At 50.4% G+C, this 23,550-nt stretch carries 26 protein-coding genes; 23 read left to right on the top strand and 3 right to left on the bottom strand.

The window, feature by feature from the left end:
* The first annotated feature begins 3 nt into the window (after positions 1 to 3).
* The 5 genes from EJE49_RS12870 to EJE49_RS12850 all read left to right on the top strand — a co-directional run bounded on the left by EJE49_RS12870 (position 4) and on the right by EJE49_RS12850 (position 2,468).
* Positions 4 to 381 (top strand): DsrE family protein, encoded by a 378-nt coding sequence (locus EJE49_RS12870; protein WP_124951473.1) that lies wholly within the window; start codon positions 4 to 6, stop codon positions 379 to 381.
* A 2-nt stretch (positions 382 to 383) separates the two neighbouring features.
* Positions 384 to 758: an HIRAN domain-containing protein gene (locus EJE49_RS12865; protein ID WP_124951471.1), complete on the top strand. Its 375-nt coding sequence runs from the start codon at positions 384 to 386 to the stop codon at positions 756 to 758.
* Between the two features lie 72 nt (positions 759 to 830).
* Positions 831 to 1,502 (top strand): tRNA (adenosine(37)-N6)-threonylcarbamoyltransferase complex dimerization subunit type 1 TsaB, encoded by a 672-nt coding sequence (gene tsaB / locus EJE49_RS12860; RefSeq protein WP_124951469.1) that lies wholly within the window; start codon positions 831 to 833, stop codon positions 1,500 to 1,502.
* A 5-nt stretch (positions 1,503 to 1,507) separates the two neighbouring features.
* Entirely contained in the window at positions 1,508 to 1,972 is a 465-nt protein-coding gene (gene rimI, locus EJE49_RS12855) for a ribosomal protein S18-alanine N-acetyltransferase (protein WP_306308190.1), read from the top strand.
* Entirely contained in the window at positions 1,965 to 2,468 is a 504-nt protein-coding gene (locus EJE49_RS12850) for a hypothetical protein (RefSeq protein WP_124951465.1), read from the top strand. Before rimI ends, EJE49_RS12850 begins: the two co-directional genes overlap by 8 nt.
* Positions 2,469 to 2,532: 64 nt before the next feature.
* Here the strand turns inward: EJE49_RS12850 and EJE49_RS12845 are convergent, their stop codons facing one another.
* The gene (locus EJE49_RS12845) at positions 2,533 to 2,856 is read right to left on the bottom strand and encodes a hypothetical protein (RefSeq protein ID WP_124951463.1); all 324 of its coding nucleotides are present in this window, start codon (positions 2,854 to 2,856) and stop codon (positions 2,533 to 2,535) included.
* Positions 2,857 to 2,960: 104 nt separating this feature from the next.
* Between EJE49_RS12845 and EJE49_RS12840 the strand changes: the two genes are divergently transcribed.
* From EJE49_RS12840 to EJE49_RS12830, 3 genes are read left to right on the top strand one after another with little or no spacing between them, the layout of a single operon-like run.
* A complete protein-coding gene (locus EJE49_RS12840) occupies positions 2,961 to 3,374 on the top strand; it encodes a hypothetical protein (protein WP_124951461.1) in 414 nt (137 codons plus the stop codon).
* On the top strand, positions 3,371 to 4,219 hold the full coding sequence (locus EJE49_RS12835; RefSeq protein WP_124951459.1) for a CbbQ/NirQ/NorQ/GpvN family protein: 849 nt from the start codon (positions 3,371 to 3,373) through the stop codon (positions 4,217 to 4,219). The genes EJE49_RS12840 and EJE49_RS12835 overlap by 4 nt, the downstream gene beginning before the upstream one ends.
* A gap of 28 nt (positions 4,220 to 4,247) precedes the next feature.
* Positions 4,248 to 6,779 carry a nitric oxide reductase activation protein NorD gene (locus tag EJE49_RS12830; protein ID WP_124951457.1) on the top strand — a complete coding sequence of 844 codons (2,532 nt, stop codon included), beginning with the start codon at positions 4,248 to 4,250 and terminating at the stop codon, positions 6,777 to 6,779.
* A gap of 60 nt (positions 6,780 to 6,839) precedes the next feature.
* Here the strand turns inward: EJE49_RS12830 and smpB are convergent, their stop codons facing one another.
* Positions 6,840 to 7,322 (bottom strand): SsrA-binding protein SmpB, encoded by a 483-nt coding sequence (gene smpB, locus EJE49_RS12825; RefSeq protein WP_262981956.1) that lies wholly within the window; start codon positions 7,320 to 7,322, stop codon positions 6,840 to 6,842.
* Between the two features lie 32 nt (positions 7,323 to 7,354).
* On the opposite strand from smpB, the gene EJE49_RS12820 reads away from it, so the two are divergent.
* Positions 7,355 to 7,792 (top strand): type II toxin-antitoxin system RatA family toxin, encoded by a 438-nt coding sequence (locus tag EJE49_RS12820; protein ID WP_124951453.1) that lies wholly within the window; start codon positions 7,355 to 7,357, stop codon positions 7,790 to 7,792.
* Positions 7,789 to 8,115: an RnfH family protein gene (locus EJE49_RS12815; RefSeq protein WP_124951451.1), complete on the top strand. Its 327-nt coding sequence runs from the start codon at positions 7,789 to 7,791 to the stop codon at positions 8,113 to 8,115. Before EJE49_RS12820 ends, EJE49_RS12815 begins: the two co-directional genes overlap by 4 nt.
* Before the next feature lie 49 nt (positions 8,116 to 8,164).
* On the opposite strand, the gene EJE49_RS12810 is transcribed toward EJE49_RS12815, so the two are convergent.
* On the bottom strand, positions 8,165 to 8,491 hold the full coding sequence (locus EJE49_RS12810; protein ID WP_124951449.1) for a hypothetical protein: 327 nt from the start codon (positions 8,489 to 8,491) through the stop codon (positions 8,165 to 8,167).
* Positions 8,492 to 8,713: 222 nt separating this feature from the next.
* Between EJE49_RS12810 and guaB the strand changes: the two genes are divergently transcribed.
* From guaB to EJE49_RS12750, 13 genes are all read left to right on the top strand, one after another.
* Positions 8,714 to 10,177, top strand: coding sequence for an IMP dehydrogenase (guaB, locus tag EJE49_RS12805; RefSeq protein ID WP_124951447.1), 1,464 nt, complete (start codon positions 8,714 to 8,716; stop codon positions 10,175 to 10,177).
* A gap of 74 nt (positions 10,178 to 10,251) precedes the next feature.
* Positions 10,252 to 11,817: a glutamine-hydrolyzing GMP synthase gene (gene guaA, locus EJE49_RS12800; protein WP_124951445.1), complete on the top strand. Its 1,566-nt coding sequence runs from the start codon at positions 10,252 to 10,254 to the stop codon at positions 11,815 to 11,817.
* A gap of 26 nt (positions 11,818 to 11,843) precedes the next feature.
* A complete protein-coding gene (gene aroA / locus EJE49_RS12795; protein WP_189941907.1) occupies positions 11,844 to 13,142 on the top strand; it encodes a 3-phosphoshikimate 1-carboxyvinyltransferase in 1,299 nt (432 codons plus the stop codon).
* On the top strand, positions 13,139 to 13,825 hold the full coding sequence (cmk, locus tag EJE49_RS14125; protein ID WP_189941905.1) for a (d)CMP kinase: 687 nt from the start codon (positions 13,139 to 13,141) through the stop codon (positions 13,823 to 13,825). The genes aroA and cmk overlap by 4 nt, the downstream gene beginning before the upstream one ends.
* Before the next feature lie 53 nt (positions 13,826 to 13,878).
* Positions 13,879 to 15,597: a 30S ribosomal protein S1 gene (gene rpsA / locus EJE49_RS12790; RefSeq protein WP_124951443.1), complete on the top strand. Its 1,719-nt coding sequence runs from the start codon at positions 13,879 to 13,881 to the stop codon at positions 15,595 to 15,597.
* An 11-nt stretch (positions 15,598 to 15,608) separates the two neighbouring features.
* Positions 15,609 to 15,896: an integration host factor subunit beta gene (locus EJE49_RS12785; protein WP_124951441.1), complete on the top strand. Its 288-nt coding sequence runs from the start codon at positions 15,609 to 15,611 to the stop codon at positions 15,894 to 15,896.
* A 215-nt stretch (positions 15,897 to 16,111) separates the two neighbouring features.
* A complete protein-coding gene (locus tag EJE49_RS12780) occupies positions 16,112 to 16,375 on the top strand; it encodes a LapA family protein (RefSeq protein WP_124951439.1) in 264 nt (87 codons plus the stop codon).
* Positions 16,376 to 16,407: 32 nt separating this feature from the next.
* Positions 16,408 to 17,568 (top strand): lipopolysaccharide assembly protein LapB, encoded by a 1,161-nt coding sequence (gene lapB, locus EJE49_RS12775; protein WP_124951437.1) that lies wholly within the window; start codon positions 16,408 to 16,410, stop codon positions 17,566 to 17,568.
* 4 nt (positions 17,569 to 17,572) lie between these two features.
* On the top strand, positions 17,573 to 18,274 hold the full coding sequence (gene pyrF, locus EJE49_RS12770) for an orotidine-5'-phosphate decarboxylase (RefSeq protein WP_124951435.1): 702 nt from the start codon (positions 17,573 to 17,575) through the stop codon (positions 18,272 to 18,274).
* Between the two features lie 5 nt (positions 18,275 to 18,279).
* A complete protein-coding gene (locus tag EJE49_RS12765; protein ID WP_124951433.1) occupies positions 18,280 to 19,602 on the top strand; it encodes a UDP-glucose dehydrogenase family protein in 1,323 nt (440 codons plus the stop codon).
* On the top strand, positions 19,599 to 20,543 hold the full coding sequence (rfaE1, locus tag EJE49_RS12760) for a D-glycero-beta-D-manno-heptose-7-phosphate kinase (protein WP_124951431.1): 945 nt from the start codon (positions 19,599 to 19,601) through the stop codon (positions 20,541 to 20,543). The genes EJE49_RS12765 and rfaE1 overlap by 4 nt, the downstream gene beginning before the upstream one ends.
* A gap of 7 nt (positions 20,544 to 20,550) precedes the next feature.
* On the top strand, positions 20,551 to 22,764 hold the full coding sequence (locus EJE49_RS12755) for a CHASE2 domain-containing protein (protein ID WP_124951429.1): 2,214 nt from the start codon (positions 20,551 to 20,553) through the stop codon (positions 22,762 to 22,764).
* A complete protein-coding gene (locus tag EJE49_RS12750) occupies positions 22,761 to 23,525 on the top strand; it encodes a 3',5'-cyclic-nucleotide phosphodiesterase (protein WP_124951427.1) in 765 nt (254 codons plus the stop codon). Before EJE49_RS12755 ends, EJE49_RS12750 begins: the two co-directional genes overlap by 4 nt.
* Positions 23,526 to 23,550: the final 25 nt, after the last annotated feature.

The raw sequence follows: 23,550 nt of genomic DNA, 5'->3' as shown, positions 1-23,550 counted from the left end.
AAGATGGCAGAAAAATTAGTAATTATGTTGTTGACGATTAGTCCGGATCAACCTCATTTATGTGGCACACCATTCTTTCAGGCTGCTTCAGCGGCAGCCATGGACGTGGAGGTGGAGGTTTTTTTTGCGAGTGCGGCAACACGTTTGCTGGCTAAAGGAGTTGCGGATCGCATCTACCCCTCTGAGAATAAGGTGAAATCTGTGTATGGCTTTATGAAAGATGCCGCTGACCTGGGCGTCAAGTTTTTTGCCTGCGGCGGTGCACTGGATGCTTATGCGATCAAGCCGGATATCCTGATTCCTGAATGTACCGGCATTGCCGGCGGAGCGGCATATATTAGCCGTGTGATGGATGATGAGTGGCGTTCGATTAGTTATTGATCATGCGTTTGTTTGCGTTGCTGTGGTTATGGCTGCTAGCGGGGTATGCGCTGGCGGCGGAGGTGACGGCACAAATACTGGTGCAATCATCTCCTTTGGCCGGGTTTCAGTATTATGCCGGTAAGGCGATGTGGGATGAGATGCACGAAGGTGACGCGCTGACTTTGGTGCGTGAACCTGATAACGTTTATGATGCGCGTGCTGTACGTGTCGAGTGGCAAGGGCGGAAATTGGGGTATGTGCCGCGTCGTGATAATGCGGCGGTGGCGCGAATGCTGGATAATGGTACAGCGATGAATGCTAGAATTACGCGTCTGACCAAGAGTCGCAATCCCTGGCAGAGAATATTGTTTGAAGTGTACGTGCCGCTACAATAATAGCGCCGTGTGCGATTACTGCATTTGTGCCGCCTGTTGTTGGGCGGCTTTATTTTTTAGATATTGAGTTTAATGAAAATTCTTGCTTTTGATGCTTCCACTGAATATTGCTCCACGGCTTTGTGGCTGGATGGTGAGGTGTTGACTCGCCAGGTGCATGCCGGACAGACGCATTCGCAACTGCTGTTGCCGCAATGTCAGAGTGTGCTGGCAGAGGCAGGGCTGGTTTTTGCGGATTTGGATGGTATCGGGTTTGGCGAAGGGCCAGGCTCGTTTACTGGTTTACGCATTGCCTGTGCGGTTGCGCAGGGCTTGGCATTTGCTTCCGATATGCCTGTGGTGGGCGTAAGCGGCTTGCAGGCATTGGCTGCTGCCAGTGAGGGCAAGCGGGTCATCGCATGTCTGGATGCGCGTATGGGTGAGGTGTATCACGCCACTTATCAGCGTGTGGCCGATGAGTGGGTGATGCTGAGTGCGCCGGTAGTGTGCAAGCCTCAGGATACGCCTGAGGTTGAAGGTGGCGGATGGTCAGGTTGCGGCGGTGGTTTCCTGGCGTATGGAGAGGTACTGGCGCAGCGTTATGGTGATGCTTTAATGGCAGTTCAGGCTGATAGCTATCCTCATGCACGTGAGATTGCCAGTCTGGCTGCTTTGAAATTCGCGCAGGGTCTGGGTATGGCTGCTGAACTGGCGGCACCGTTGTATATCCGTAATAAAGTTGCGCTGAAGATTTGCGAGCGATGAGCAGAATGCTGAAACCGCAGCCTGTGGTGCGGCCGATGACGGAAGCGGATTTGCCGGAAATAGCGGCGCTGGATGCGCAGTGTTACCCTTTTCCGTGGACGCATGGTAACTTTGCTGATTCCATATATTCCGGCTATCGGTGCTGTGTATACGGGCTGGATACGGAGATTGTCGGTTATGCGGTCATGATGCTGGCGGTAGGCGAGGCACATCTGCTTAATATTACGATCGCACCAGCCTGGCAAGGTCAAGGCTGGGGGCGGGAACTGATGTCGCAGCTCATAACCCGGGCCCGGCAGGATCATGCCGAGTCATTGTGGCTGGAGGTGCGTCCGTCGAATACTGTGGCACGGCGACTGTATGACAGCATGGGGTTCGATTTCGTGGCAGTGCGTAAAAACTATTATCCCGCTGTCGGTGGGCGTGAGGATGCAGTCATTATGCGGATGGATTTACTAAAACATGCATGAAGTAATACTCGAAGAACTAGGTTTGATGCCCTTGTGGCAGTTGCGCACGACATCAGCGGTTATGGCTGATACTGCACCACTTGTTTCGATCGAATCCGTAGCGGGTGCTGAGTTGCTGGCCATCACTGTGCAGCGTGGAGACGGCGTGCCGGGTCGGGTACTGATGGATAAAGTCATGTCGGCAGATGCGGCTACCTTGTTTGCGAATATGTTGCAGGCAATGCATTTGCGTCAGCTTGATAGCGCGCAGCTTGACTATGCGCAGTTGAGCGATTCGGTTAATCGTGGTGATGTGCAGTGGCTGTGGCTGATGGGCGATGCACTGGTGCAGCGCATGCTCGACACCGATTCTGCTATGGTGGAACTGTCACAACAGGCGGTTTGCTGGCAGAGCCTGCCGGTGTTTGTCAGCCAGCATCCTGATGTTCTGTTGTTACACAATCAGGAAAAATCAGCCGTTTGGGCTGGCTGGTGCAGTTGGTTGCAACAACGCTGATGTAAAACTGTAGCCAATAAAAAAGCCCGTCGTAACGGGCTTTTTTATTGGCGGGCAGGTTAAGTTAACCTTCCCATGCGTGTTCCATGACATCCAGACGAATGTCTAATGCATATTTGTCGCCATTGCCTTCAACGTTGAGGGTAACAACGCGAACGCCTGGAGTTGGGTAGGATACTTCGTGAGTATAAGTGCCAGGAGCATTAACGCTTTGCTCGTTAATGACTTTACCAGTGGTGTCCGTTAACTTGCATTTAACTTGACCGCTGCCATCCACCAAAGCCTGAATACGGAAATTTTCATTGGCGCAACGACGATATACGGCTGGATCGCGGTTGACGTTATATTCCAGGTTGTTGACCTTGACGAGCTTAACCAGCTTTTTCATATCAGCATTCCATTTGTGAGTAAAGTTGAGTAAAATAATCGGGTATTGCGTAAATCACAATCCCGCAATTTTATTCTTAAACTTCTATTCGGTCTAGTCAGAAAATGGATCATCAACCTTTAATACAGGCTTTTGAGCAAGTCGATGAGCAAATTATCGACCTCGAACGCATTTTAAACGAGCGGAAATCACTGCCCTTGATGGCGACAGTGGAGCATGCCATGACGCTTACCAAGCAGCTGATTATTGCCTATATCGTTGATGTCGGGGTGAAGGAAGTTCCTGATATAAATGAGGATTTGCTGGATGTGTTCAAAGCGCTGGTCAAGAGCGACCCTTCCTGGAATACGATACGCGATAATTGTCGTGAGCTGGTGTATTACCATAATTGCATTACGATGGATCGTTTGGACGCATTGCCGGAGAACCCGGAAAAAATGGCAGTTCGCACCTTGCGTCATGTGTATTTATTTATGAAAACACGCTGCATGCGTGAAGAACGTCTGGAGATGGCATGAAAGGATTTTTAAACCGTTTGCGCGGTGTAGAGCGCGATATCGTCCAGCTTCCCGTTGAGGATGGCGCAAGTGCTCCTTATTACGAGGCGCAGAACAATGAAGTCGAGATTTTTGAAGCGGCATATAAAAAACGTTTGCCCGTAATGCTCAAAGGGCCAACGGGTTGCGGTAAAACCCGGTTTCTGGAATACATGGCCTGGCGCTTGAAGCGTCCTCTGGTTACGGTGTCGTGCCATGAGGATCTGACCAGCTCGGATCTGGTTGGGCGCTTTTTGCTCGAAGGTGAGCAGACAGTTTGGCAGGATGGCCCGCTTACGCGTGCCGTGAAGGTGGGGGCGATCTGTTACCTGGATGAGATTGTGGAAGCCCGTACTGACAGTACCGTGATTATTCACCCGCTGACCGACCACCGTCGTCAATTACCGCTGGAAAAAAAGGGTCAGGAAATCGAGGCGCATGAAGATTTCATGCTGGTGATCTCGTATAACCCGGGTTATCAAACCGTATTGAAGGATTTGAAACCGTCCACTAAGCAGCGTTTCATCGGTATTAATTTCGATTATCCGCGTGAAGAGATCGAGCGCAAGATTGTTAAAAATGAAGTGCCTGAGCTTAGCGATGCGCAAGTTGACCAGCTGGTTGCTGCAGGCCGTCGCGCGCGTACGCTCAAGGATCATGGCCTGGAAGAAGCAACTTCAACCCGCGCTCTGGTTTATGCTGGCAATATGATTGCTGCAGGCGTTGATCCGGTAGAAGCGTGTAAGTCAGCATTAGTTAATCCGGTGACGGATGATCCAGAATTATCCGAAGCATTAATGGAAATAATTCGAGCGCATTTTGCCTAGTTTGTAAAACCTTGCCAGTTACTTATTCATGACAGATTTAGAAACCCTCGCCGCCATCCAGCAAGTTTTAGTCGATCTCGAGCAGATCAGTTTTGTTGCGCATCGTGATACCCAGGCGGCATTGAGCGTCATTCAGCCATATGGTGATGAGGTGGTGCTGGAATGGGTATTGGCCAGCAAGGCATTGTTTGCTCACGATCGCGATGCCGGTAAGGCGTTTATCCGTGGCAGCGAGGCTGCCTGTCTTGCCAGTCATTCGGTATTGCCGTGGACGCGACAAGCGCTGAAGTTTCTGGCGTGGCGCGGATCATGGAAGGCAGTTGACGGCTTTATGGGCCAATTGCCTGGTGCGTATAACAGTCTGGGAGCTGAGGGTGAAGAGCGCTGGGCTACGCTAGGATTGGACTGGTGTGAGCGCCATCTGGATTCGGGTGTGGCCTATTTCCGCTGTCCGGTGCTGCAACTGGAAGGCGGGCATGGTATTGCCGGCATTGAAGAAGTGGTATTGCCGAGTCTGGAGTTGTTTACCAAACGTCGTCTGGCGTTAGGTACCTATCTGGGTGGCGCAATCCGTGTGCGCAATTTGCTGGGTATTGATGCGGTATTGCCGTGGGCGAAACGCGGTGCAGATATTCTGCAAGCTGGCCGTCTGCGAGGTGAGGCATTTTTCAAACTGGAATCCGAAGAAAGCATGTCGTTGTTGCTCGAAAATCTCCCCGGTTTTCGTATTCCAGAGCATCAGCGCCTGCTGCAATTAGTGTTATACGCATGGTTTGGCGAGACCTTTGATTTGCTGGAGGGAAATTGGTCGCCGGATAAAGGGCGGGCTTTTATCGAGACGGATGGTGCGGCTTTGTATCTGCCTATCGCCATGCCTAGTCGCGAAGAGGCTATTTTGGCAGTTCTGCATGCTGCTGGCCACCTGGCGTTTTATTCATTTGAGCAACGCTATATAGAGGCGTTGTTCCGTGAGGTAGGGCGCGAGCATCCACCACTGGATGAGCATCAGCGCATTACCTGGCGTCCGCTCTTCGCAGCCTATGGCGAAGATATGATTCGCTTCCAGCTGATTTTTGATTTGTGTGAAGATACGCGTGTTGATGCACAGATTGGTGAGCGAGTGCCAAATTATCTGGCGCGTTTGCTCGTGGCTGCAGATGCCGCTCCTGTGCCGGATGGCGCTGCTGCCGGTCATTTTGAGTGGGCACGGCAAGTGTTGCGCTGGGTGGTTGAAGGCGCTCCTGTCAGTGCTGATTTTGAGCTGTTCCGCCCATTGTTATCCGCTGAAGCGACTGTGGTTGATGCGTTTAAAATCGCGAATGAATTATATAAAAACAGTGTGTTACCTTCTGTATCTCTAGCAGAGCGTGAGCTTGCATTCATTCCTGGGCGCTCCCCTAATGCGGCGCGTCCGGTCTATCCGCGCCGGGTGCTGGATCATGCCGAATTCGGCACTGGTACTGAAGACCAGGATGACGTCGTCAAAAATGAAGATATCAAACCGAATCCCGAGCAAAAGCAGATTCCCAAGCATGCGGCGGGTGAAGATCCGGACTTCGATATTCCACCAGAGGAAACAGCTGGCTCGGGTGGGCGCGTTGGCGTGGGTATTCCACAGCAGGCTCATGTGGTGGGTTATGCCAAGGGTGCAGAATACAGTGAGAAGGGCAAGCCTTACGCTGAATGGGATTATCGCGATAATCGTTACAAGCGTAACTGGGCATGGGTGCAGGAAAAGCAATTGACTGAACTGGATGCGAACGAAGCTGCCAAACTGCTGACGCAATATGCGCCTGCGTTGAAACGCTTGAAACGTGCGATTCAGACCCAGAAGCCGGCGCGCATGGCGCCGTTGCGGCGTCAGTTCGATGGCGACGAACTGGATCTGGAAGCGGCGATTTCCTATATCGCTGAAAAGCGTGCCGGCATGTCGCCCAAGGCAAACATTTACCGGCAGCGTGTGATTCAGCATCGCGATACCGCGGTGACCTTGCTGGCGGATATCTCGACTTCGATTATGCAGAATAATCCTGAAGGCGGGGGCCGTGTAGTGGATAGCCTGCGTGCCGGAATGCTGTTGTTTGCGGAAAGCATGGAAGAGGTCGGTGATCCATACAGTCTTGCAGGGTTTGCATCCAAGTACCGCGATAACGTCAGTTATTACACGATCAAGGGGTTTGACGAGCGCTTAACACCGCATACACGAGCTGTGCTGGGTGGTTTGTCCGGCAGGCTGGCTACGCGTATGGGTGCGGCAATACGCCATGCTGTTGCCGGCTTCGACAAAGCGCCATCACAGCGGCGTTTGTTGTTGATTCTGTCGGATGGTCGTCCGGCAGATTATGACGATGGCGGCGATGAGCGTTACTTGCATGAAGATACGCGCATGGCGGTGAAAGAGGCGGTTGATGCGGGTGTGCATCCGTTCTGCATTACCCTGGATGCGGCGGGCAGCCAGTATTTGCCGCAAATTTTCGGCCCTGGGCATTATTTGATCCTGGATCATATTAATGACTTGCCGAAGAAGCTGCCGGAAGTGTATCTGCGTCTACGTAAGTAATATCGCCGAGGTAGCAGGGGGTGCGTTGCCAGTTAAATGTGGCAACGCGAAGGTTGGCAACTATGCCAGCTTGTTGTGGCTGCGCATGGCGCGTTGTACTTCAAGATTGGATTCGCGCGTCTTCTCCGCCTGGCGCTTGTCATGTTGTTTCTTGCCTTTGGCCAGACCGATTTCCAGCTTAATCCTGCCGCGAGTGTAATGCAGGTCAAGCGGCACCAGCGTATAGCCTGAGCGCTCAACTTTGCCGATGAGTTTGCTGATCTCTTCTGCGTGCAGTAACAGCTTGCGGCTGCGGGTAGCGTCAGGATGCACATGGGTTGACGCGGTTGCCAGCGGGCTGATATGTGCGCCGATCAGAAAAACCTCGCCATTCTTGATGACGACATAAGCTTCTTTAAGCTGGACGCGGGACGCGCGGATGGCTTTTACTTCCCAGCCGCTGAGCATAAGTCCGGCTTCGTACTTATCCTCAATGAAATAATCGTGGTATGCTTTTTTGTTTTGCGCGATGCTCATGTGTTTGTTCCCATTCTGAGCAGGTATTTTAACAGCTTTTATAATAGGCACTAAGGGTTATGGCACTGGTAAACAAAAGTGTTTTGGTTGGGCATTCAGCCCAGCAGATGTTTGATTTGGTGGACAGGGTGGAGGATTACCCGGAATTCCTGCCCTGGTGTGGCGGCACCGACGTGAAAAGTCGGCAAGAGAATCAGTTGGTGGCGCGGGTCGATATTGATTATATGCATATTAAACAGCACTTTACTACTGAAAATAGCAATCAGCCGCCAAATTTGATTAAAATGCGTCTGCTGGACGGACCGTTCAAGCAATTGGACGGTGAGTGGCGTTTCAAAGCGCTGGGGAATGAAGCATGCAAGATTGAGTTTGTGCTGCATTACGAGTTTTCGAATAAATTGCTCGATGCCGTATTGGGGCCTGTGTTCGGTTATATAGCGAATAGTTTCGTCGAGGCGTTTATTCAGCGCGCAGAACAAGTGTATGGTGCAACATGACAAATCAGATTTTAGTTGAGATTGCTTTTGCCAGGCCGGACGAGCAGGTGATATTGCCGCTCCATACCCAAGAAGGCATCACTGCAATTGCGGCGATTGAGGCATCGGGTATATTGGCTAAATTTCCTGAGATTGACCTGAAGCAGAACAAAATTGGTGTGTTTGGCAAGCTGGTAAAGCCTGATACGGTACTGCGGGATAAGGATCGCGTGGAAATTTACCGCAAGTTGATTGCTGATCCTAAAGAAGTGCGGCGGCGTCGCGCTGAAGAGGGTAAGGTAATGAAAAAGGGCGGTGGGGATGTTGAGAAAGCTGAAGAATAAGTAAAATTGAAACGGGCGGCCCTGGAACAAGGCCGCCCGTTTTTTAGGCTTATTTGAATGTGTCAGTGCTTGGCAAGCTTGCTTGTGCAATTCCCATCTTGGCAGCATCGCTAGCCTTTTTGGCATTTTTGATAACAGCTGCACTATCAGCGGTTTTGGCAGCTTCTTCAGCTGCTTTTAATGCGCTTTCAGCATTGGTCCACAGCGCTTTTTGTTTTTTTGCTGAGGCTACATCGGCTTGTGCTTGAGTCAGTGCAGCTTGAGCTTCGCCGCTCAGGGTTGGTGCGGCAGGTGCGCTAGCGGTTTGCGTGGTACCTGCGCAACCGCTGATGGCTAGAACGGAAGCGCCAATTAACGCAATAATAAGTTTATTCATCTGCAAATCTCCTCAAAGCGATTTGGTTAGTATTAAAAAATAAGTCGCCATTATGCAAGCTGTGCTTGCCTGGGTGCTATAAACATAACGATTTGGACGGCGTGCGTCAAATGCTTTCGTTGGAATTAGTAACTATTTACCATAAATAGCGTGCGTGTCGTTTCTGATTAGCGGCTAATTGAACTTTGCCGTATAATGTTGCTTTGCTCTGGAACAATAGCCATGCGCGTGATTCAAAAAGCCCTCACCTTTGATGACGTTCTGCTCGTCCCCGCTCACTCCGATGTATTGCCCCGCGATGTGAGTTTACAAACTCGTTTGACCCGTGAAATCACATTAAATATCCCGCTGTTGTCTGCTGCGATGGATACAGTAACTGAGGCGCCATTAGCAATTGCATTGGCTCAGGAAGGTGGTATCGGTATTGTTCATAAGAATATGAGCATAGAGGCGCAAGCTGCAGAAGTGGCTCGGGTTAAGCGCTTTGAATCTGGTGTCGTAAAAGATCCTGTTACTGTTACCCCGGATATGACTGTGCGTGATGTACAGGCTACTACACGGCAATACCGTATTTCCGGTTTGCCTGTGGTTGATGCGGCAGGTAAGGTGGTCGGCATCGTAACCAATCGTGATTTGCGCTTTGAAACCAACCTGGATCAACCTATTAGTAACGTTATGACGCCGCGTGAGCGTCTGGTAACGGTTAAAGAGGGTGCCAGCCGTCAGGAAGTATTGTCATTGCTGCACAAGCACCGTATCGAACGCTTGCTGGTGGTAAATGATGACTTCGAGTTGCGCGGTCTGGTTACCGTTAAAGATATACAGAAATCCTCAGAGCATCCTAATGCATGTAAAGACAGCCAAGGCCGTTTGCGCGTGGGCGCAGCGGTGGGCGTGGGTGCGGGTACGGCAGAGCGGGTAACTGCACTGGCGCATGCGGGTGTTGACGTCATTGTTGTGGATACCGCTCACGGTCACTCCAAAGGTGTGCTGGATCGGGTGAAGTGGGTTAAAACCAATTTCCCGCATATTCAGGTGATTGGTGGCAATATTGCTACCGCATCAGCTGCATTGGCGCTGGTTGAGCATGGTGCTGATGCAGTTAAGGTCGGTATCGGTCCTGGTTCAATTTGCACTACCCGTATTGTTGCCGGTGTTGGCGTGCCGCAGATTACTGCCATTCAGAATGTGGCCGACGCGTTGCGTAGCCTGGGTGTGCCGTTGATCGCCGATGGTGGTGTACGTTATTCAGGCGATATTGCCAAAGCGCTTGCTGCTGGCGCCAGCACGGTAATGCTGGGCGGTTTGTTCGCGGGTACGGAAGAGGCTCCGGGCGAGATCGAGTTATTCCAGGGGCGTTCATATAAATCCTATCGCGGCATGGGTTCGTTGGGCGCGATGCAAAAAGGCTCCAGTGACCGTTATTTTCAGGATAACGAAGCCAACGCGGATAAGTTTGTTCCGGAAGGTATCGAAGGTCGCGTTCCCTACAAAGGTAGCATGCTGGCAGTTATTCATCAATTGATGGGTGGCTTGCGTTCCAGTATGGGTTATTTGGGCACAGCAACAATCAGTGATATGCAAGAACGTGCGGAATTTGTTGAGATAACTTCTGCCGGTGTACGTGAATCTCACGTGCATGACGTACAAATAACCAAAGAAGCCCCAAATTATCGTCTGGACTGATGGTTCAGGCGGTTTAGCAAATGATGACACAGCAGGTTCGCCTGCTGTTTTTTTATACAGTTTAGAGTTCAAATATGGCACATCAAAAAATACTGATTCTTGATTTTGGTTCCCAATATACCCAGCTGATTGCACGGCGTGTACGTGAAGCCAATGTGTATTGTGAGTTGCATTCGTTTGATGTGGATGCTCAATTTATCCGTGACTTTAATCCGGTGGGTATTATCTTGTCCGGAGGTCCGGCTTCGGTGACCGAGGATGAGACGCCGCGTGCGCCACAAGTTGTGTTTGAACTGGGTGTGCCAGTATTGGGCATCTGCTATGGCATGCAAACCATGGCAGCGCAACTTGGTGGGGCCGTGGAAAATGCATTGCATCGTGAATTTGGCTATGCGCAATTGCGTGCGCAGGGGCATTCAGGTTTGCTGCGTGATATACAGGATCATGTTAATGAGCAAGGGCATGGTTTGCTGGATGTGTGGATGAGTCATGGCGATAAAGTGACGGTATTGCCTGCCGGTTTTAAAATTATTGCCAGTAACGCGGCGACACCGATTGCCGGTATGGCTGATGAAGATCGTCGCTTCTATGGCTTGCAGTTCCATCCGGAAGTAACACATAGCTTGCAAGGCAAGGCAATCATTGCGCGTTTCGTTCATGATATTTGCGGAGCTGGTGCAGATTGGACCATGCCTAACTACGTAGATGAAGCCATTGCCCGTGTGCGCGCAGAGGTCGGTAGTGATGAAGTGATACTCGGCTTGTCGGGTGGCGTGGATTCATCTGTGGTGGCTGCATTGCTGCACAAGGCGATTGGCGATCAGTTGACCTGTGTATTCGTTGATAATGGGTTGCTGCGACTGAATGAAGCAGAGCAGGTTATGGCGACATTTGCGCAGAATCTGGGTGTCAAGGTGATCCATGTGGATGCCAGTGCGGAATTCATGAAGCATCTGGCAGGGGTGACTGATCCTGAGCAGAAGCGCAAAATCATCGGCCGTGAATTTGTCGAGGTGTTCCAGCGAGAGTCGGCCAAGCTGCCGAATGCCAAATGGCTGGCGCAAGGTACGATCTATCCGGATGTGATTGAATCGGCTGGTGCAAAGACTAAAAAAGCGCATGCGATCAAGTCGCATCATAACGTGGGTGGCTTGCCGGATACCCTGCATTTGAAACTGCTGGAGCCGCTGCGTGAATTGTTTAAGGATGAAGTGCGCGAACTGGGTGTGGCGTTAGGTTTGCCGCATGATATGGTTTATCGCCATCCATTCCCGGGGCCGGGTTTGGGTGTGCGCATTCTGGGTGAAGTTAAGGCTGAGTTTGCTGAGTTGTTGCGCCGTGCAGACGCGATTTTCATTGAAGAGTTACGTGCCAGTGGCTGGTATGCGAAAACGTCACAGGCATTTGCGGTATTCCTGCCGGTTAAGTCGGTGGGCGTGATGGGGGACGGTCGCACTTATGAATACGTAGTTGCATTACGCGCAATTCAAACTCAGGATTTCATGACTGCGCATTGGGCCGAGTTGCCATACAGTCTGCTGGGTAAGGTTTCCAATCGTATAATCAATGAAGTGCGCGGCATTAATCGTGTGGTTTATGATATTTCCGGTAAGCCGCCAGCTACCATCGAGTGGGAATGAAATTTTAGTTTTTTAGTGGATAGTACATGGAATATCTTGATCTGCCTCCGTTAACGCAGGCTCGTGGTGCGGTGCAATTGCCGGGCTCGAAGAGCATCTCTAATCGTATTTTATTGTTATCAGCACTGGCTGCAGGCACGACGCGTGTGAATCATTTGCTGGATTCGGATGACACGCGGGTCATGTTAGCCGCGTTAACCGAGCTTGGCGTCACTGTTACACAATTAGATGGCAGTCGCGATTATCAAATTACCGGTGTGGCAGGTTGTTTTACTCAAAGCAAGGCTGATTTGTTTCTGGGTAATGCAGGCACTGCGTTTCGATCATTGACCGCAGCGCTGGCGTTATCGCATGGCGATTATCAATTGTCCGGTGTGGCGCGCATGCATGAACGACCAATTGGTGATCTGGTGGATGCTTTGCGTCAACTGGGTGCGCAGGTCAGCTATCTCGGGCAGGATGGTTTCCCGCCGCTGAAAATTGCGCCGTTAATTGCTAACGATCATGCCGAAGTCAGTGTGCGCGGCAATGTGTCCAGTCAGTTTCTGACCGGCTTGCTGCTAGCTGCGCCATTAACCGGGCGTGCGGTTACCATAGGTGTTGAAGGCGAATTGATTTCCAAGCCCTATGTGGAAATAACCTTGAATCTGATGCGTCGATTCGGTGTTGATGTGGTCCGCGTTGGCTGGCAGCGATTTGAGATTGCTGCGGGTCAGGTCTACCAAAGCCCGGGCAGTATTGATGTCGAAGGAGATGCTTCGTCAGCATCGTATTTTCTCGCCGCGGGTGCGATAGGTGGTGGTCCGGTGCGTGTTGAGGGGGTGGGGCGGCTGAGTATTCAGGGTGATGTGCGTTTTGCTGAAGCGTTACAGCAAATGGGCGCTGATATTGTTTATGAAGATAATGCCATTACCGCTTCGGCCAGTCAGGGTTTGCGTGGTATTGATGCCGACTTTAATCATATTCCCGATGCGGCAATGACGATTGCCATTGTGGCGCTCTTTGCTGAAGGTCCCACCACCTTGCGCAATATTGCTAGTTGGCGGGTCAAAGAGACAGACCGGATTCACGCCATGGCGACTGAGCTGCGCAAAGTTGGCGCCGTCGTTGAGGAAGGGGCGGATTATTTGCGCATTACCCCGCCGTTAAATTTGCAGGCTGCAACCATAGATACGTATGACGACCATCGCATGGCGATGTGCTTTTCACTGGTGGCGCTAGGTGGGGTGCCAGTTCGTATCAATGATCCACAATGCGTGAATAAAACATTCCCTGATTATTTTTCAGAATTTGCATCAATTACGCAATCGGCGCGAGCGCTATGATGCATCCGGATATTCCTGTCATCGCGATAGATGGGCCGTCGGCGTCAGGCAAGGGAACGGTTGCGGCGTTGGTGGCAAAAGCACTGGGCTTTCATTATCTGGACAGTGGTGCGCTGTATCGACTCACCGCGTTAGCGGCGCAGCGTCAATGTGTGGCTCTGGACGATGAAGCAGCATTGGCTGAACTGGCTTTGCATCTGGATGTGCGTTTTGAGGATGGTGAAGTTTATTTGCAGAACGAGCGTGTTACGGATGATGTGCGCAGTGAGGCTTGTGGCACAGGCGCATCTAAAGTCGCTGTATTACCTGCAGTACGTACAGCATTGCTGGCACGGCAACATGCGTTTCGCCAGTTACCTGGACTGGTTGCAGATGGGCGTGATATGGGTTCAGTCGTGTTCCCCGATGCGGCGCTGAAAATATTTTTAACGGCGACTGCCGAAGAACGTGCGCAAAGACGTTATAAGCAGTTGATGGAAAAAGGAATTAGTGCTAATCTTACAAACTTGCTGGAAGATTTGCGTGAGCGGGATGCGCGAGATAGTGCGCGTTCGGTTGCGCCATTACGGCAAGAAAAGGATGCTATTTTATTGGATACGACACACATCAACGTTAATGCTGCAGTTGATTTTGTGTTAAAAAACTTTAACTTAGTGGCTGGTGCTCAAGTTAATCCTAACTGAGCTTTTTTTAATTAACTCCGCGCTTTTGCGGATATTTTGGGTCTTTTTTTTACATGTCTACTGTTGCCACCTCCACCGAATCCAGTATGGAAAGTTTCGCCGCTCTGTTTGAAGAGAGCTTGCTTCGTCAAGAACTACGCGCTGGTGAAGTTATTACCGCCGAAGTTGTTGGGATCGACGATAACTTCGTTACCGTTAATGCTGGTCTGAAATCCGAAAGTCTGATTGCCATCGAAGAATTCCGCACTGATCGCGGTGAGCTCGAAGTAGCAATTGGCGATTTTGTTAGCGTAGCAATCGAAATGCTGGAAGATGGCTATGGTGCAACCAAGCTGTCACGTGATAAAGCCAAGCGTTTGGCTGCATGGATAAGCTTGGAAAAATCCATGGAAGAAGGCGAAATCATTACCGGTATGGTTAACGGTAAGGTTAAGGGCGGTTTGACGGTCATGGTAAATGGTATTCGTGCATTCTTGCCAGGTTCACTGGTGGATACACGTCCAGTTAAAGACACCACCCCGTACGAAAATAAAGAAATGGAATTCAAAGTTATTAAGCTTGATCGCAAGCGTAATAACGTTGTGGTATCACGTCGTGCAGTGCTTGAAGCAACCATGGGTGCTGACCGTGACGCGCTGATGGCTAACCTGAAAGAAGGTGCTGTTGTTAAAGGCGTGGTTAAGAATATTACTGATTATGGCGCCTTCGTTGATTTGGGCGGCATTGATGGTTTGTTGCACATTACCGATATGGCATGGCGTCGTGTCAAGCATCCTTCTGAAGTGGTGCAAGTTGGTGATGAAGTCGAAGCAAAAATCCTTAAGTTTGATCAAGACAAGAACCGTGTTTCTCTGGGTATCAAGCAATTGGGTGATGATCCTTGGAGTGGTTTGGCACGTCGTTATCCAGCAGGCACACGCATGTTTGGTAAAGTGGCTAATCTTACCGACTACGGTGCATTCGTTGAAATCGAGCCAGGTATCGAAGGTTTGGTTCACGTTTCCGAAATGGACTGGACTAACAAGAACGTTCATCCATCCAAAGTTGTTCAGCTTGGCGATGAAGTTGAAGTCATGGTATTGGAAATCGATGAAGAGCGTCGTCGCATCTCCTTGGGCATGAAGCAGTGCAAGTCCAATCCTTGGGATGATTTCGAACAAGGCCACAAGAAGGGCGACAAAGTTAGTGGTCAAATCAAGTCTATCACTGACTTTGGTGTGTTCATTGGCTTGCCTGGTGGTATCGACGGTTTGGTCCATCTGTCTGATTTGTCATGGAGCCAGCCTGGTGAAGAAGCTGTTCGCAACTTCAAGAAGGGTGATGAAGTTCAAGCTGTGGTATTGGCAATTGATGTTGAACGTGAGCGTATCTCTCTGGGTATCAAGCAGATTGAAGGCGATCCAGTTAACAGTTTTGTTTCCAGCTTTGATAAAGGCAGCATCGTAAAAGGTACTGTTAAATCACTGGATGCTAAAGGTGCTGTGATTCAATTAGGTGACGATGTTGAAGGTTACTTGCGTGCTTCTGAATTCTCACGCGATCGCGTTGAAGATATTCGTAACCACCTTAAAGAAGGTGACGAAGTTGAAGCAATGATCATTAACGTTGATCGTAAGAGCCGTAGTATCAACTTGTCGATTAAGGCAAAGGATGCTGCAGAACAAACCGAAGCGATGCAAAAATTGGCTGGCGATCAGGTAGCAAGCACTGGTACTACTAATCTTGGCGCGTTGCTCAAGGCTAAACTTGACAACAAAAACGCTGAATCCTGAAAGGTAGTAGTATGACCAAATCGGAGTTGATTGCGCAGTTGGCTGCACGCCATCACCAGTTGGTCGCGACGGACGCGGAAATGGCAGTTAAAACCATTTTAGATGCTGTTTCCAAAAGTCTGGCTGCTGGTGAACGGGTGGAAATTCGTGGCTTTGGCAGTTTTAGTTTGAACTATCGTCCACCACGTTTAGGGCGTAATCCGAAAACCGGTGAAAAAGTGGAAGTGCCTGAAAAATACGTCCCACATTTTAAAGCGGGTAAGGAATTACGTGAGCGTGTGGATTACCCAGTGAGCTGATACTCGTTACTGGTGTATTTAGGAAACGGCATATCTAATTGATATGCCGTTTTTTTTGCGTTAATTGGTTCAATTGATATTGAAACCGTCTTGTAATTAAATGGCTGGCTATAGGTAGTTTGATGTCATTAAATAAATTAAGCTAAGTGCGGTGTTGGCGACGGTATCCGTGCTTTTAGGGTAAAATCCAGTAATTATTATAATATTTGGTCAGTATGCGTTATTTAATAGGCTTGTTAAAAATCGCATTATTCGTTTTTTTACTCGGATTTGCTGTTAAAAACAGTGAACTAGTAACTTTGCGCTATTATTTTGGCTATCAGTGGCAAATGCCATTGGTCCTGATAATTCTAATTTTTTTGGCTGTTGGTGCCGCATTAGGTGTCGCTGCATGTCTCGGTTATTTGTTCCGTCAACGCCGTGAATTACAAAAAATGCGTCAGTCACTATCTACTACCAAAACTACGTTAGGCGAATGAGAGGGTGCGTAATATGTTACGCATAACATAAGATGGAATTTGAATTATGGTGGCTATTGGCTTTGCCTTTGTTTTTTGGCTTAGGTTGGATGGCCGCACGCGTTGATATACGCCATGTTATGACCGAGTCACGCAGTGTGCCGGCCTCCTATTTCAAAGGGCTGAATTTCTTATTGAATGAGCAGCCGGATAAGGCCATAGAGGCATTTATTGAAGTGGTCAAGGTGGATAGCGATACCGTTGATTTGCACTTTGCTTTAGGTGGTTTGTTCCGTAAACGTGGCGAAGTCGAGCGTGCAATTCGTATGCATCAAAATCTCGTTGCGCGCGAGGATTTGTCTGCAGAGCGTCAGCTGAAAGCATTATCAGAATTAGGGCAGGATTATCTGAAAGCCGGTTTGCTGGATAGGGCTGAGGAGATATTTAATCGTCTGCAGACGAGTGATGCAGCAGGTAAAGCACGGCAATTTCTGCTGGAAATTTATGTGCAGGAAAAAGATTGGCAAAAGGCAGTGGTCGCTGCGCGTGAATTGTCGCAAATCTGTAACCAGCCGTATCATACTGAAATTGCGCATTATCTATGTGAGCTGGCTAATTATGCTTACGTGCATGGGCAGATAGATGCGGCTCGCGGGCATTTGAGTGAAGCATTGCAGGCTAATCGCGATTGCGTTCGCGCGAATGTGTTATTGGGCGACATCGAAGCATCCCAGGGTAATCATGAAGCCGCGATTGCAGCTTGGCGTCGTATTGAAACGCAGAGCATTGCCCACCTCGCTCTGGTGACAGAGCGCATTATGTCGGCTTACCGTGAACTTGGGCGCGAAGCTGAGGGAGTTAGCTATTTGCGCGGTGCTTTGGCGCGACAGCCTTCATATGAGTTATTCAGTACGGTATTTACTGGCACACTTAAATTGTCTGGAGCTGCCGCCGCATACCAGTTGGCGCGTGAAACCTTACAGTCCCAACCAAGTTTGCGTGGTTTGGACCGATTGCTGGAAGCCGAATTGTTAACCGCGCCAGTTGAGCGTCAGTCGGATTTGCAGTTAAAGAAAGGTATCGTGCAGCGCTATAGTCAGCGCCAATCGATGTATCAGTGCGATCATTGCGGATTTAAAGCGCGCAGTTTTTTCTGGCATTGTCCGGCGTGTAGCCACTGGGATAGTTTCCCTCCTCAGCAAAAAGAAGAATAGTGCAATGAATAACACAACTCCAATTATCGTGGCATTGGATTATCCAGATGAGCACAGTGCCATGGCGCTGGTTAATCAGCTTGATCCGGCATTGTGTCGACTTAAAGTGGGGAAGCAACTGTTTACAGCAGCGGGTCCACATTGGGTGGAGCAGCTGGTGAAACGCGGTTTCCCGGTTTTTCTGGATTTAAAGTTTCATGACATCCCCACGACTGTTGAGCTGGCTTGCAAAGCCGCAACTAATTTAGGTGTGTGGATGATGAATGTTCATGCCTTGGGCGGTGGTGCCATGCTGCGCGCAGCGCGTGCTGGTTTGGGTGACGCATCTGATCGTCCACTATTAATAGCGGTTACGTTGCTGACCAGCATGGGCGAAGTAGAGATGCAGGAGATCGGTTTGAATGGCACGCCGCAAGACGCCGTGTTGCGTTTAGCACGATTGACTCACGCTAATGGCCTGGATGGTGTGGTGTGCTCGGCACAGGAAGCAAACCTGCTTAAGCGCGAATTGGGTGCGGATTTTAATTTGATTACTCCTGGGATACGCCCGGCCAGTGCGGCGTTAGGTGATCAGCGACGGGTAATGACCCCCGCAGCGGCTTTGGCCGCAGGGTCGGATTATCTGGTCATAGGCCGGCCGATTACGCATGCAGCAGATCCATTGCAAGCTTTGTTAGCGATTCATCAAGAAATTTCACAAGGATAAAGAGTATGAAAATTACCGTGATTGGTACAGGTTATGTAGGCTTGGTCAGTGGCGCTTGTCTGGCAGAGGTGGGTAACAACGTATTGTGTCTGGACGTGGATGCCAAAAAGATAGCGATATTGAACCAAGGTGGTATACCTATCTATGAGCCAGGTCTGGAAGACATGGTCAAGCGCAACGTCGCTGAAGGCCGCTTGCACTTTACGACGGATGTCGAACTCGCGGCTCAGCATGGTCTGATCCAGTTTATTGCCGTGGGTACGCCACCGGACGAGGATGGTTCGGCTGATTTGCAATACGTGGTAGCTGCTGCACGCAATATCGGTAAATACATGACCGAGTACAAGCTAGTGGTAGACAAGTCCACTGTACCCGTGGGCACTGCGGACAAAGTGCGTGCCGCGTTGCAGGAAGAGTTGGATAAACGGGATGTGGGGCTGGAGTTCAGCGTGGCTTCCAATCCGGAATTTTTGAAAGAAGGTGCCGCAGTTGATGATTTCATGCGGCCTGACCGGATTATCGTCGGTACGGATGATGATCGCGCGACCAATTTGATGCGCAAATTGTATGCACCGTTCCAGCGTAACCATGAGCGTCTGATCAGCATGGATGTGCGCTCTGCGGAATTGACCAAATATGCAGCGAATGCCATGCTGGCTACGCGCATCTCGTTTATGAACGAATTGGCTATTTTGGCGGAAAAGCTGGGTGCGGATATTGAGCATGTGCGTCAGGGCATAGGCTCGGATGAGCGCATTGGTTATCACTTTCTGTATCCAGGTTGCGGTTACGGTGGCTCCTGTTTCCCTAAAGATGTTCAGGCGTTGCGCCGTACCGCAGCAGAAAACGGCGTGCCTATGCGCGTGATTGATGCGGTAGAAACGGCCAATGAAGCGCAAAAGCATTTGTTGCTGTCCAAGATCATTGCCCGTTTCGGTAGCGATCTGAAAGGCATGCGTTTCGCATTGTGGGGCTTGGCATTCAAGCCCAATACCGACGATATGCGCGAAGCGTCAAGCCGGGTGCTGATGGAAGGATTGTGGGCGCATGGCGCGCATGTGCAAGCGTTTGACCCTGCAGCTGCGCATGAAACCCATCGCATCTATGGCGATCATCCGCAACTGACGCTGGCGGATAATCCTGAAGCCGCTTTGGCGGGTGCAGATGTGCTGGTCATCGTTACCGAATGGAAAGTATTCCGTAGCCCTGATTTTGGCGTGATCAAGGATGCATTGAAGCTGCCTGTCATTTTCGATGGCCGCAATCTGTACGAACCAGCTCAGATGCGTGAGTTGGGTTTTGAGTACTTTGCTATCGGGCGTAAATGAGCCACGATCAGATCATTAATAATGCTGCTGTTGCCAAGGCCAGAATTCTGGTTGTGGGTGATGTCATGCTCGATCGCTATTGGTTTGGTGATGTGGCGCGGATCTCTCCGGAAGCACCCGTGCCCGTGGTCAAAATCAATCGGCAGGAAGAGCGTCTTGGCGGCGCGGCCAACGTTGCGCGCAATGCTGCAGCCTTGGGAGCGAGTACTGCTTTGTTGTCAGTGGTGGGGGCAGATGAAGCTGGCAGTAGCATCCAGCGCCTGCTGGCGGAATCAAATATTCAAGCGCATTTGCATGAAGATGAAGTGCTGGACACCATTATCAAATTACGGGTAATAGGTCGGCAGCAGCAATTACTGCGTATAGATTTTGAAACGCCGCCCAGCCAGAATGTGCTGGCAGATAAACTGGCACGTTTTCACACGCTGTTGCCAGATTGTGATCTGGTGATTTTGTCGGATTATGGCAAGGGCGGACTGACGCATATTGAATCCATGATTGCAGCAGCGAATGCATTGCATATCCCGGTACTGGTTGATCCTAAAGGTGATGATTACGCTCGTTATCGTCATGCCACTGTGCTGACGCCCAATCTGGCAGAGTTTCGTGTTGTTGCAGGAAGCTGGCAAAGCGAAGAGGAGTTTCGCAGCAAGGCGGAAGCATTAAGGAAAAGTCTCGATTTGACCGCATTGCTGGTCACCCGCAGTGAAGCGGGCATGACATTGTTTAGCGCTGAGGGCGTAGTGCATCAAGCTACTGTTGCCCGCGAAGTGTTCGATGTGAGCGGTGCGGGAGATACCGTGATTGCGACGCTAGGTGTCATGCTGGCGGCCGGGAAAAGTCTGGATGATTCTGTCGCGCTGGCGAATCGCGCTGCAGGCATTGTCGTGGCTAAACTGGGCACAGCAGTGGTATTGCCTGAAGAGTTATGGTGCGAATAGGTTAATCATGTATAAAAAACACCTGCCACGCATGATATTAAGTTTGCTGATCACTGTGTTGCTGGTGTTACACAATCAAGGCGCTATACCGCTGAACATGCTGGACAGGCTGGAGGCATGGAGTTACGACAGCCGTTTGTTGCTTACCATGTCGCATGAGCAGGATCCGCGTGTGGTGATTATCGACATAGATGAAGCCAGCCTGAAACGCGTTGGCCGGTGGCCATGGGGCCGGGATCAGATGGCGCGTTTATCGACAGCACTATTTGAACGTTATCAAGTTGCCGCGGTGGGATTTGACGTTGTATTTGCCGAGCCGGATCGCAGTTCAGGATTAACGTCTTTAGAGCAACTGGCGAGTACACAATTCAGACAGGATAAACAGTTTACGCATGCCGTGGAAATGGCGCGCCCATTGCTCGATTATGATGCGCTGTTTGCAAAGTCGCTGGCTTTAGGCCCTGTCGTATTGGGCTATTACTTTACCCCTTACCCCCAAACATCCGGCATATTGCCACAACCAGTATTTACTGGTGCCAGCCTGGCAGGCCTGGATCGCGATTTCACGCGCAATCAGGGTTACGGTGCAAATATCCCCATGTTGCAAAACGTTGCTGCAACTAGCGGATATTTCAATATGACGGCTGATTTTGATGGCGTGACCCGGCGCATGCCTATGCTTGCCGATTACCATGGTGCCGCTTATGAAGCATTGTCTCTGGCTACTTTACGTGCTGCATTAAGCACACCGTTGCGATTACGGCAGACGCATGATCTGCCAGCGTGGACCGCTTCCCACCATCTTGAGTTACTTGCGGATGATATGCCGATACCGATTGATGCACAGGGGGCTGCACTGGTGCCATATCGGGCTTACCCCGGATATACCTATTTATCTGCAGCGGATGTCATGGCCGGGCTAGCGCCTGCCAATTTGCTGGAAAATGCAATTGCTTTAGTTGGAACCACCGCGCCCGGCTTACTGGACTTGCGCGTCACTCCGGTGGCGCAAAGTTACCCAGGCGTAGAGATACATGCCAACCTGATCTCCGGTATTCTGGATGGTAATATACGTTATCAGCCGGGCTTTGCTAATGGCTTGGAACTGGTGCTGCTCATTGTACTCGGCGTGGGATTGGCGTGGGTACTGCCACGACTGACACCGTTGCGTGGTGCAGTACTGAGCCTAAGCTTGACGGCGGTCTATATTGCGGCAAACATGTGGGCTTGGCAGCATAATTGGGTGTTGGGTTTCGCGCCGATAGTTGTGCTGATCATTGGATTGATGGTGCTGAATATGGCGTGGGGATTTTTTGCGGAAACCCGTGCCAAGCGCCAGATTACGGGCTTGTTCGGGCAATATGTGCCGCCTGAACTGGTGGATGAGATGAGCCATGATCCATCACGATTCAACATGCGTTCCGAGAGTAAAGAGCTTAGCATTCTGTTCTCGGATGTGCGCAGTTTCACCACCATTTCTGAAAGTCTGACGCCGCAGCAATTGTCAGATTTGCTCAACGAGTTCTTAACCAGCATGACGACGGTCATTCATGGTTATCATGGCACCATAGACAAATACATGGGTGACTGCGTTATGGCATTCTGGGGTGCGCCGCTGGATAATCCGCAGCATGCGCGCGATGCAGTACAGGCGGGTATGGCGATGCAGGCAGCGCTGACCGAGCTGAACGTCAGCTTCGCCGCTCGGGGCTGGCCGCAATTGCATATCGGCGTTGGCGTAAATACCGGCCGGGTGAGTGTCGGCAATATGGGCTCGAAATTCCGAATGGCTTATACGGTAATGGGTGATGCAGTGAATCTGGCTTCGCGGCTGGAAGGCATTACCAAACAATATGCCGTGCCTATGGTAGTGGGTGAGGGTACCCGTGCAGCATTACCGGAAATGGCATTTATTGAACTGGATCTGGTCAGGGTAAAAGGCAAGCTTAAACCTGTGACGATTTACGAGCCATTGGGGCTGAGTGTTGAACTGGATGCCGGAATAGCCGCATTGGCCAATGCTTTTTCGGCGGTGCTGGTCGATTATCGTGCCCAGGCATGGGATATGGCGGAAGCCAAATTGCATGTGCTGATAGAACAGGCACAATCATTGTCAGCATCGACACTACTCTATCAAATCTATTTGGAACGTATTGACTATCTGCGCCAGCATCCACCGGCTGCGCATTGGGATGGCGTATGGGTATTTGAAAGCAAATGAAGATCACTGTACTCGGATGCAGCGGCGGCATAGGCGGGGGACGGCATACCACCTCGCTACTGGTGGATGACGATATCCTGATTGACGCGGGTAGCGGTGTGACCCAGTTGTCATTGGCGCAGCTCACTGCAATTGATCATGTGTTTATTACCCATAGTCACATGGACCATATTCTGGCATTGCCATTGCTGCTGGATTCCGTAGGTGCAATGCGCGATCGTCCGGTGACGGTTTATGCAATTGATGGCGTGCTGGAGATTTTGCGTGAGCATATCTTTAACTGGCGGGTATGGCCGGACTTTAGTGAAGTGCCGCCAGAGCGCCCGTATCTGCGATATGAAGCGATAGACGTATATCAGCCAGTAAAATTAGGGCAGCGTGCCATTACTGCATTACCGGCTAATCACACGGTCCCTGCGGTTGGTTATCAGCTTGATAGCGGCGATGGTAGCGTTGTTTTTTCTGGTGACACTGGTCCCAATCCGGCGCTGTGGGATTGGATCAATCATATCGATAATCTCAAAGCACTCATTATTGAGACGGCTTTCCCACAGGACGAGCATGGCATTGCTGAGGTGTCCAAACATCTTTCCCCGCAAAGTTTGATTGATGAGCTTGTGCAACTCAAACTCGTTATTCCAATTTATATCACGCATCTCAAGCCAGGGCGTGAAGACACCATCATGCTTGAAATATCAGACTTACATGCTGTTGATAATGTACCTCTGCAGTTGATACAGGGACAGGTTTTCAGTATTTAAATGTGTAAGCCGGTATGCATCGATG

This window comes from Sulfuriferula thiophila (assembly GCF_003864975.1).
Lineage (GTDB): Bacteria > Pseudomonadota > Gammaproteobacteria > Burkholderiales > Sulfuriferulaceae > Sulfuriferula > Sulfuriferula thiophila.
This window is presented reverse-complemented; position numbering and strand designations above follow the sequence as displayed.

Coding starts and splice junctions, on each gene's coding strand:
- EJE49_RS12830 (WP_124951457.1), top strand. CDS start 4,248: ATGACAGATTTAGAAACCCTCGCCGCCATCCAGCAAGTTTTAGTCGAT.
- pyrF (WP_124951435.1), top strand. CDS start 17,573: ATGAATAACACAACTCCAATTATCGTGGCATTGGATTATCCAGATGAG.
- EJE49_RS12840 (WP_124951461.1), top strand. CDS start 2,961: ATGGATCATCAACCTTTAATACAGGCTTTTGAGCAAGTCGATGAGCAA.
- EJE49_RS12845 (WP_124951463.1), bottom strand. CDS start 2,856: ATGAAAAAGCTGGTTAAGCTCGTCAAGGTCAACAACCTGGAATATAAC.
- EJE49_RS12865 (WP_124951471.1), top strand. CDS start 384: ATGCGTTTGTTTGCGTTGCTGTGGTTATGGCTGCTAGCGGGGTATGCG.
- EJE49_RS12785 (WP_124951441.1), top strand. CDS start 15,609: ATGACCAAATCGGAGTTGATTGCGCAGTTGGCTGCACGCCATCACCAG.
- rimI (WP_306308190.1), top strand. CDS start 1,508: ATGCTGAAACCGCAGCCTGTGGTGCGGCCGATGACGGAAGCGGATTTG.
- EJE49_RS12850 (WP_124951465.1), top strand. CDS start 1,965: ATGCATGAAGTAATACTCGAAGAACTAGGTTTGATGCCCTTGTGGCAG.
- guaB (WP_124951447.1), top strand. CDS start 8,714: ATGCGCGTGATTCAAAAAGCCCTCACCTTTGATGACGTTCTGCTCGTC.
- rfaE1 (WP_124951431.1), top strand. CDS start 19,599: ATGAGCCACGATCAGATCATTAATAATGCTGCTGTTGCCAAGGCCAGA.
- EJE49_RS12870 (WP_124951473.1), top strand. CDS start 4: ATGGCAGAAAAATTAGTAATTATGTTGTTGACGATTAGTCCGGATCAA.
- tsaB (WP_124951469.1), top strand. CDS start 831: ATGAAAATTCTTGCTTTTGATGCTTCCACTGAATATTGCTCCACGGCT.
- EJE49_RS12815 (WP_124951451.1), top strand. CDS start 7,789: ATGACAAATCAGATTTTAGTTGAGATTGCTTTTGCCAGGCCGGACGAG.
- lapB (WP_124951437.1), top strand. CDS start 16,408: ATGGAATTTGAATTATGGTGGCTATTGGCTTTGCCTTTGTTTTTTGGC.
- EJE49_RS12750 (WP_124951427.1), top strand. CDS start 22,761: ATGAAGATCACTGTACTCGGATGCAGCGGCGGCATAGGCGGGGGACGG.
- cmk (WP_189941905.1), top strand. CDS start 13,139: ATGATGCATCCGGATATTCCTGTCATCGCGATAGATGGGCCGTCGGCG.
- EJE49_RS12835 (WP_124951459.1), top strand. CDS start 3,371: ATGAAAGGATTTTTAAACCGTTTGCGCGGTGTAGAGCGCGATATCGTC.
- EJE49_RS12820 (WP_124951453.1), top strand. CDS start 7,355: ATGGCACTGGTAAACAAAAGTGTTTTGGTTGGGCATTCAGCCCAGCAG.
- EJE49_RS12780 (WP_124951439.1), top strand. CDS start 16,112: ATGCGTTATTTAATAGGCTTGTTAAAAATCGCATTATTCGTTTTTTTA.
- EJE49_RS12765 (WP_124951433.1), top strand. CDS start 18,280: ATGAAAATTACCGTGATTGGTACAGGTTATGTAGGCTTGGTCAGTGGC.
- EJE49_RS12755 (WP_124951429.1), top strand. CDS start 20,551: ATGTATAAAAAACACCTGCCACGCATGATATTAAGTTTGCTGATCACT.
- aroA (WP_189941907.1), top strand. CDS start 11,844: ATGGAATATCTTGATCTGCCTCCGTTAACGCAGGCTCGTGGTGCGGTG.
- rpsA (WP_124951443.1), top strand. CDS start 13,879: ATGTCTACTGTTGCCACCTCCACCGAATCCAGTATGGAAAGTTTCGCC.
- guaA (WP_124951445.1), top strand. CDS start 10,252: ATGGCACATCAAAAAATACTGATTCTTGATTTTGGTTCCCAATATACC.
- EJE49_RS12810 (WP_124951449.1), bottom strand. CDS start 8,491: ATGAATAAACTTATTATTGCGTTAATTGGCGCTTCCGTTCTAGCCATC.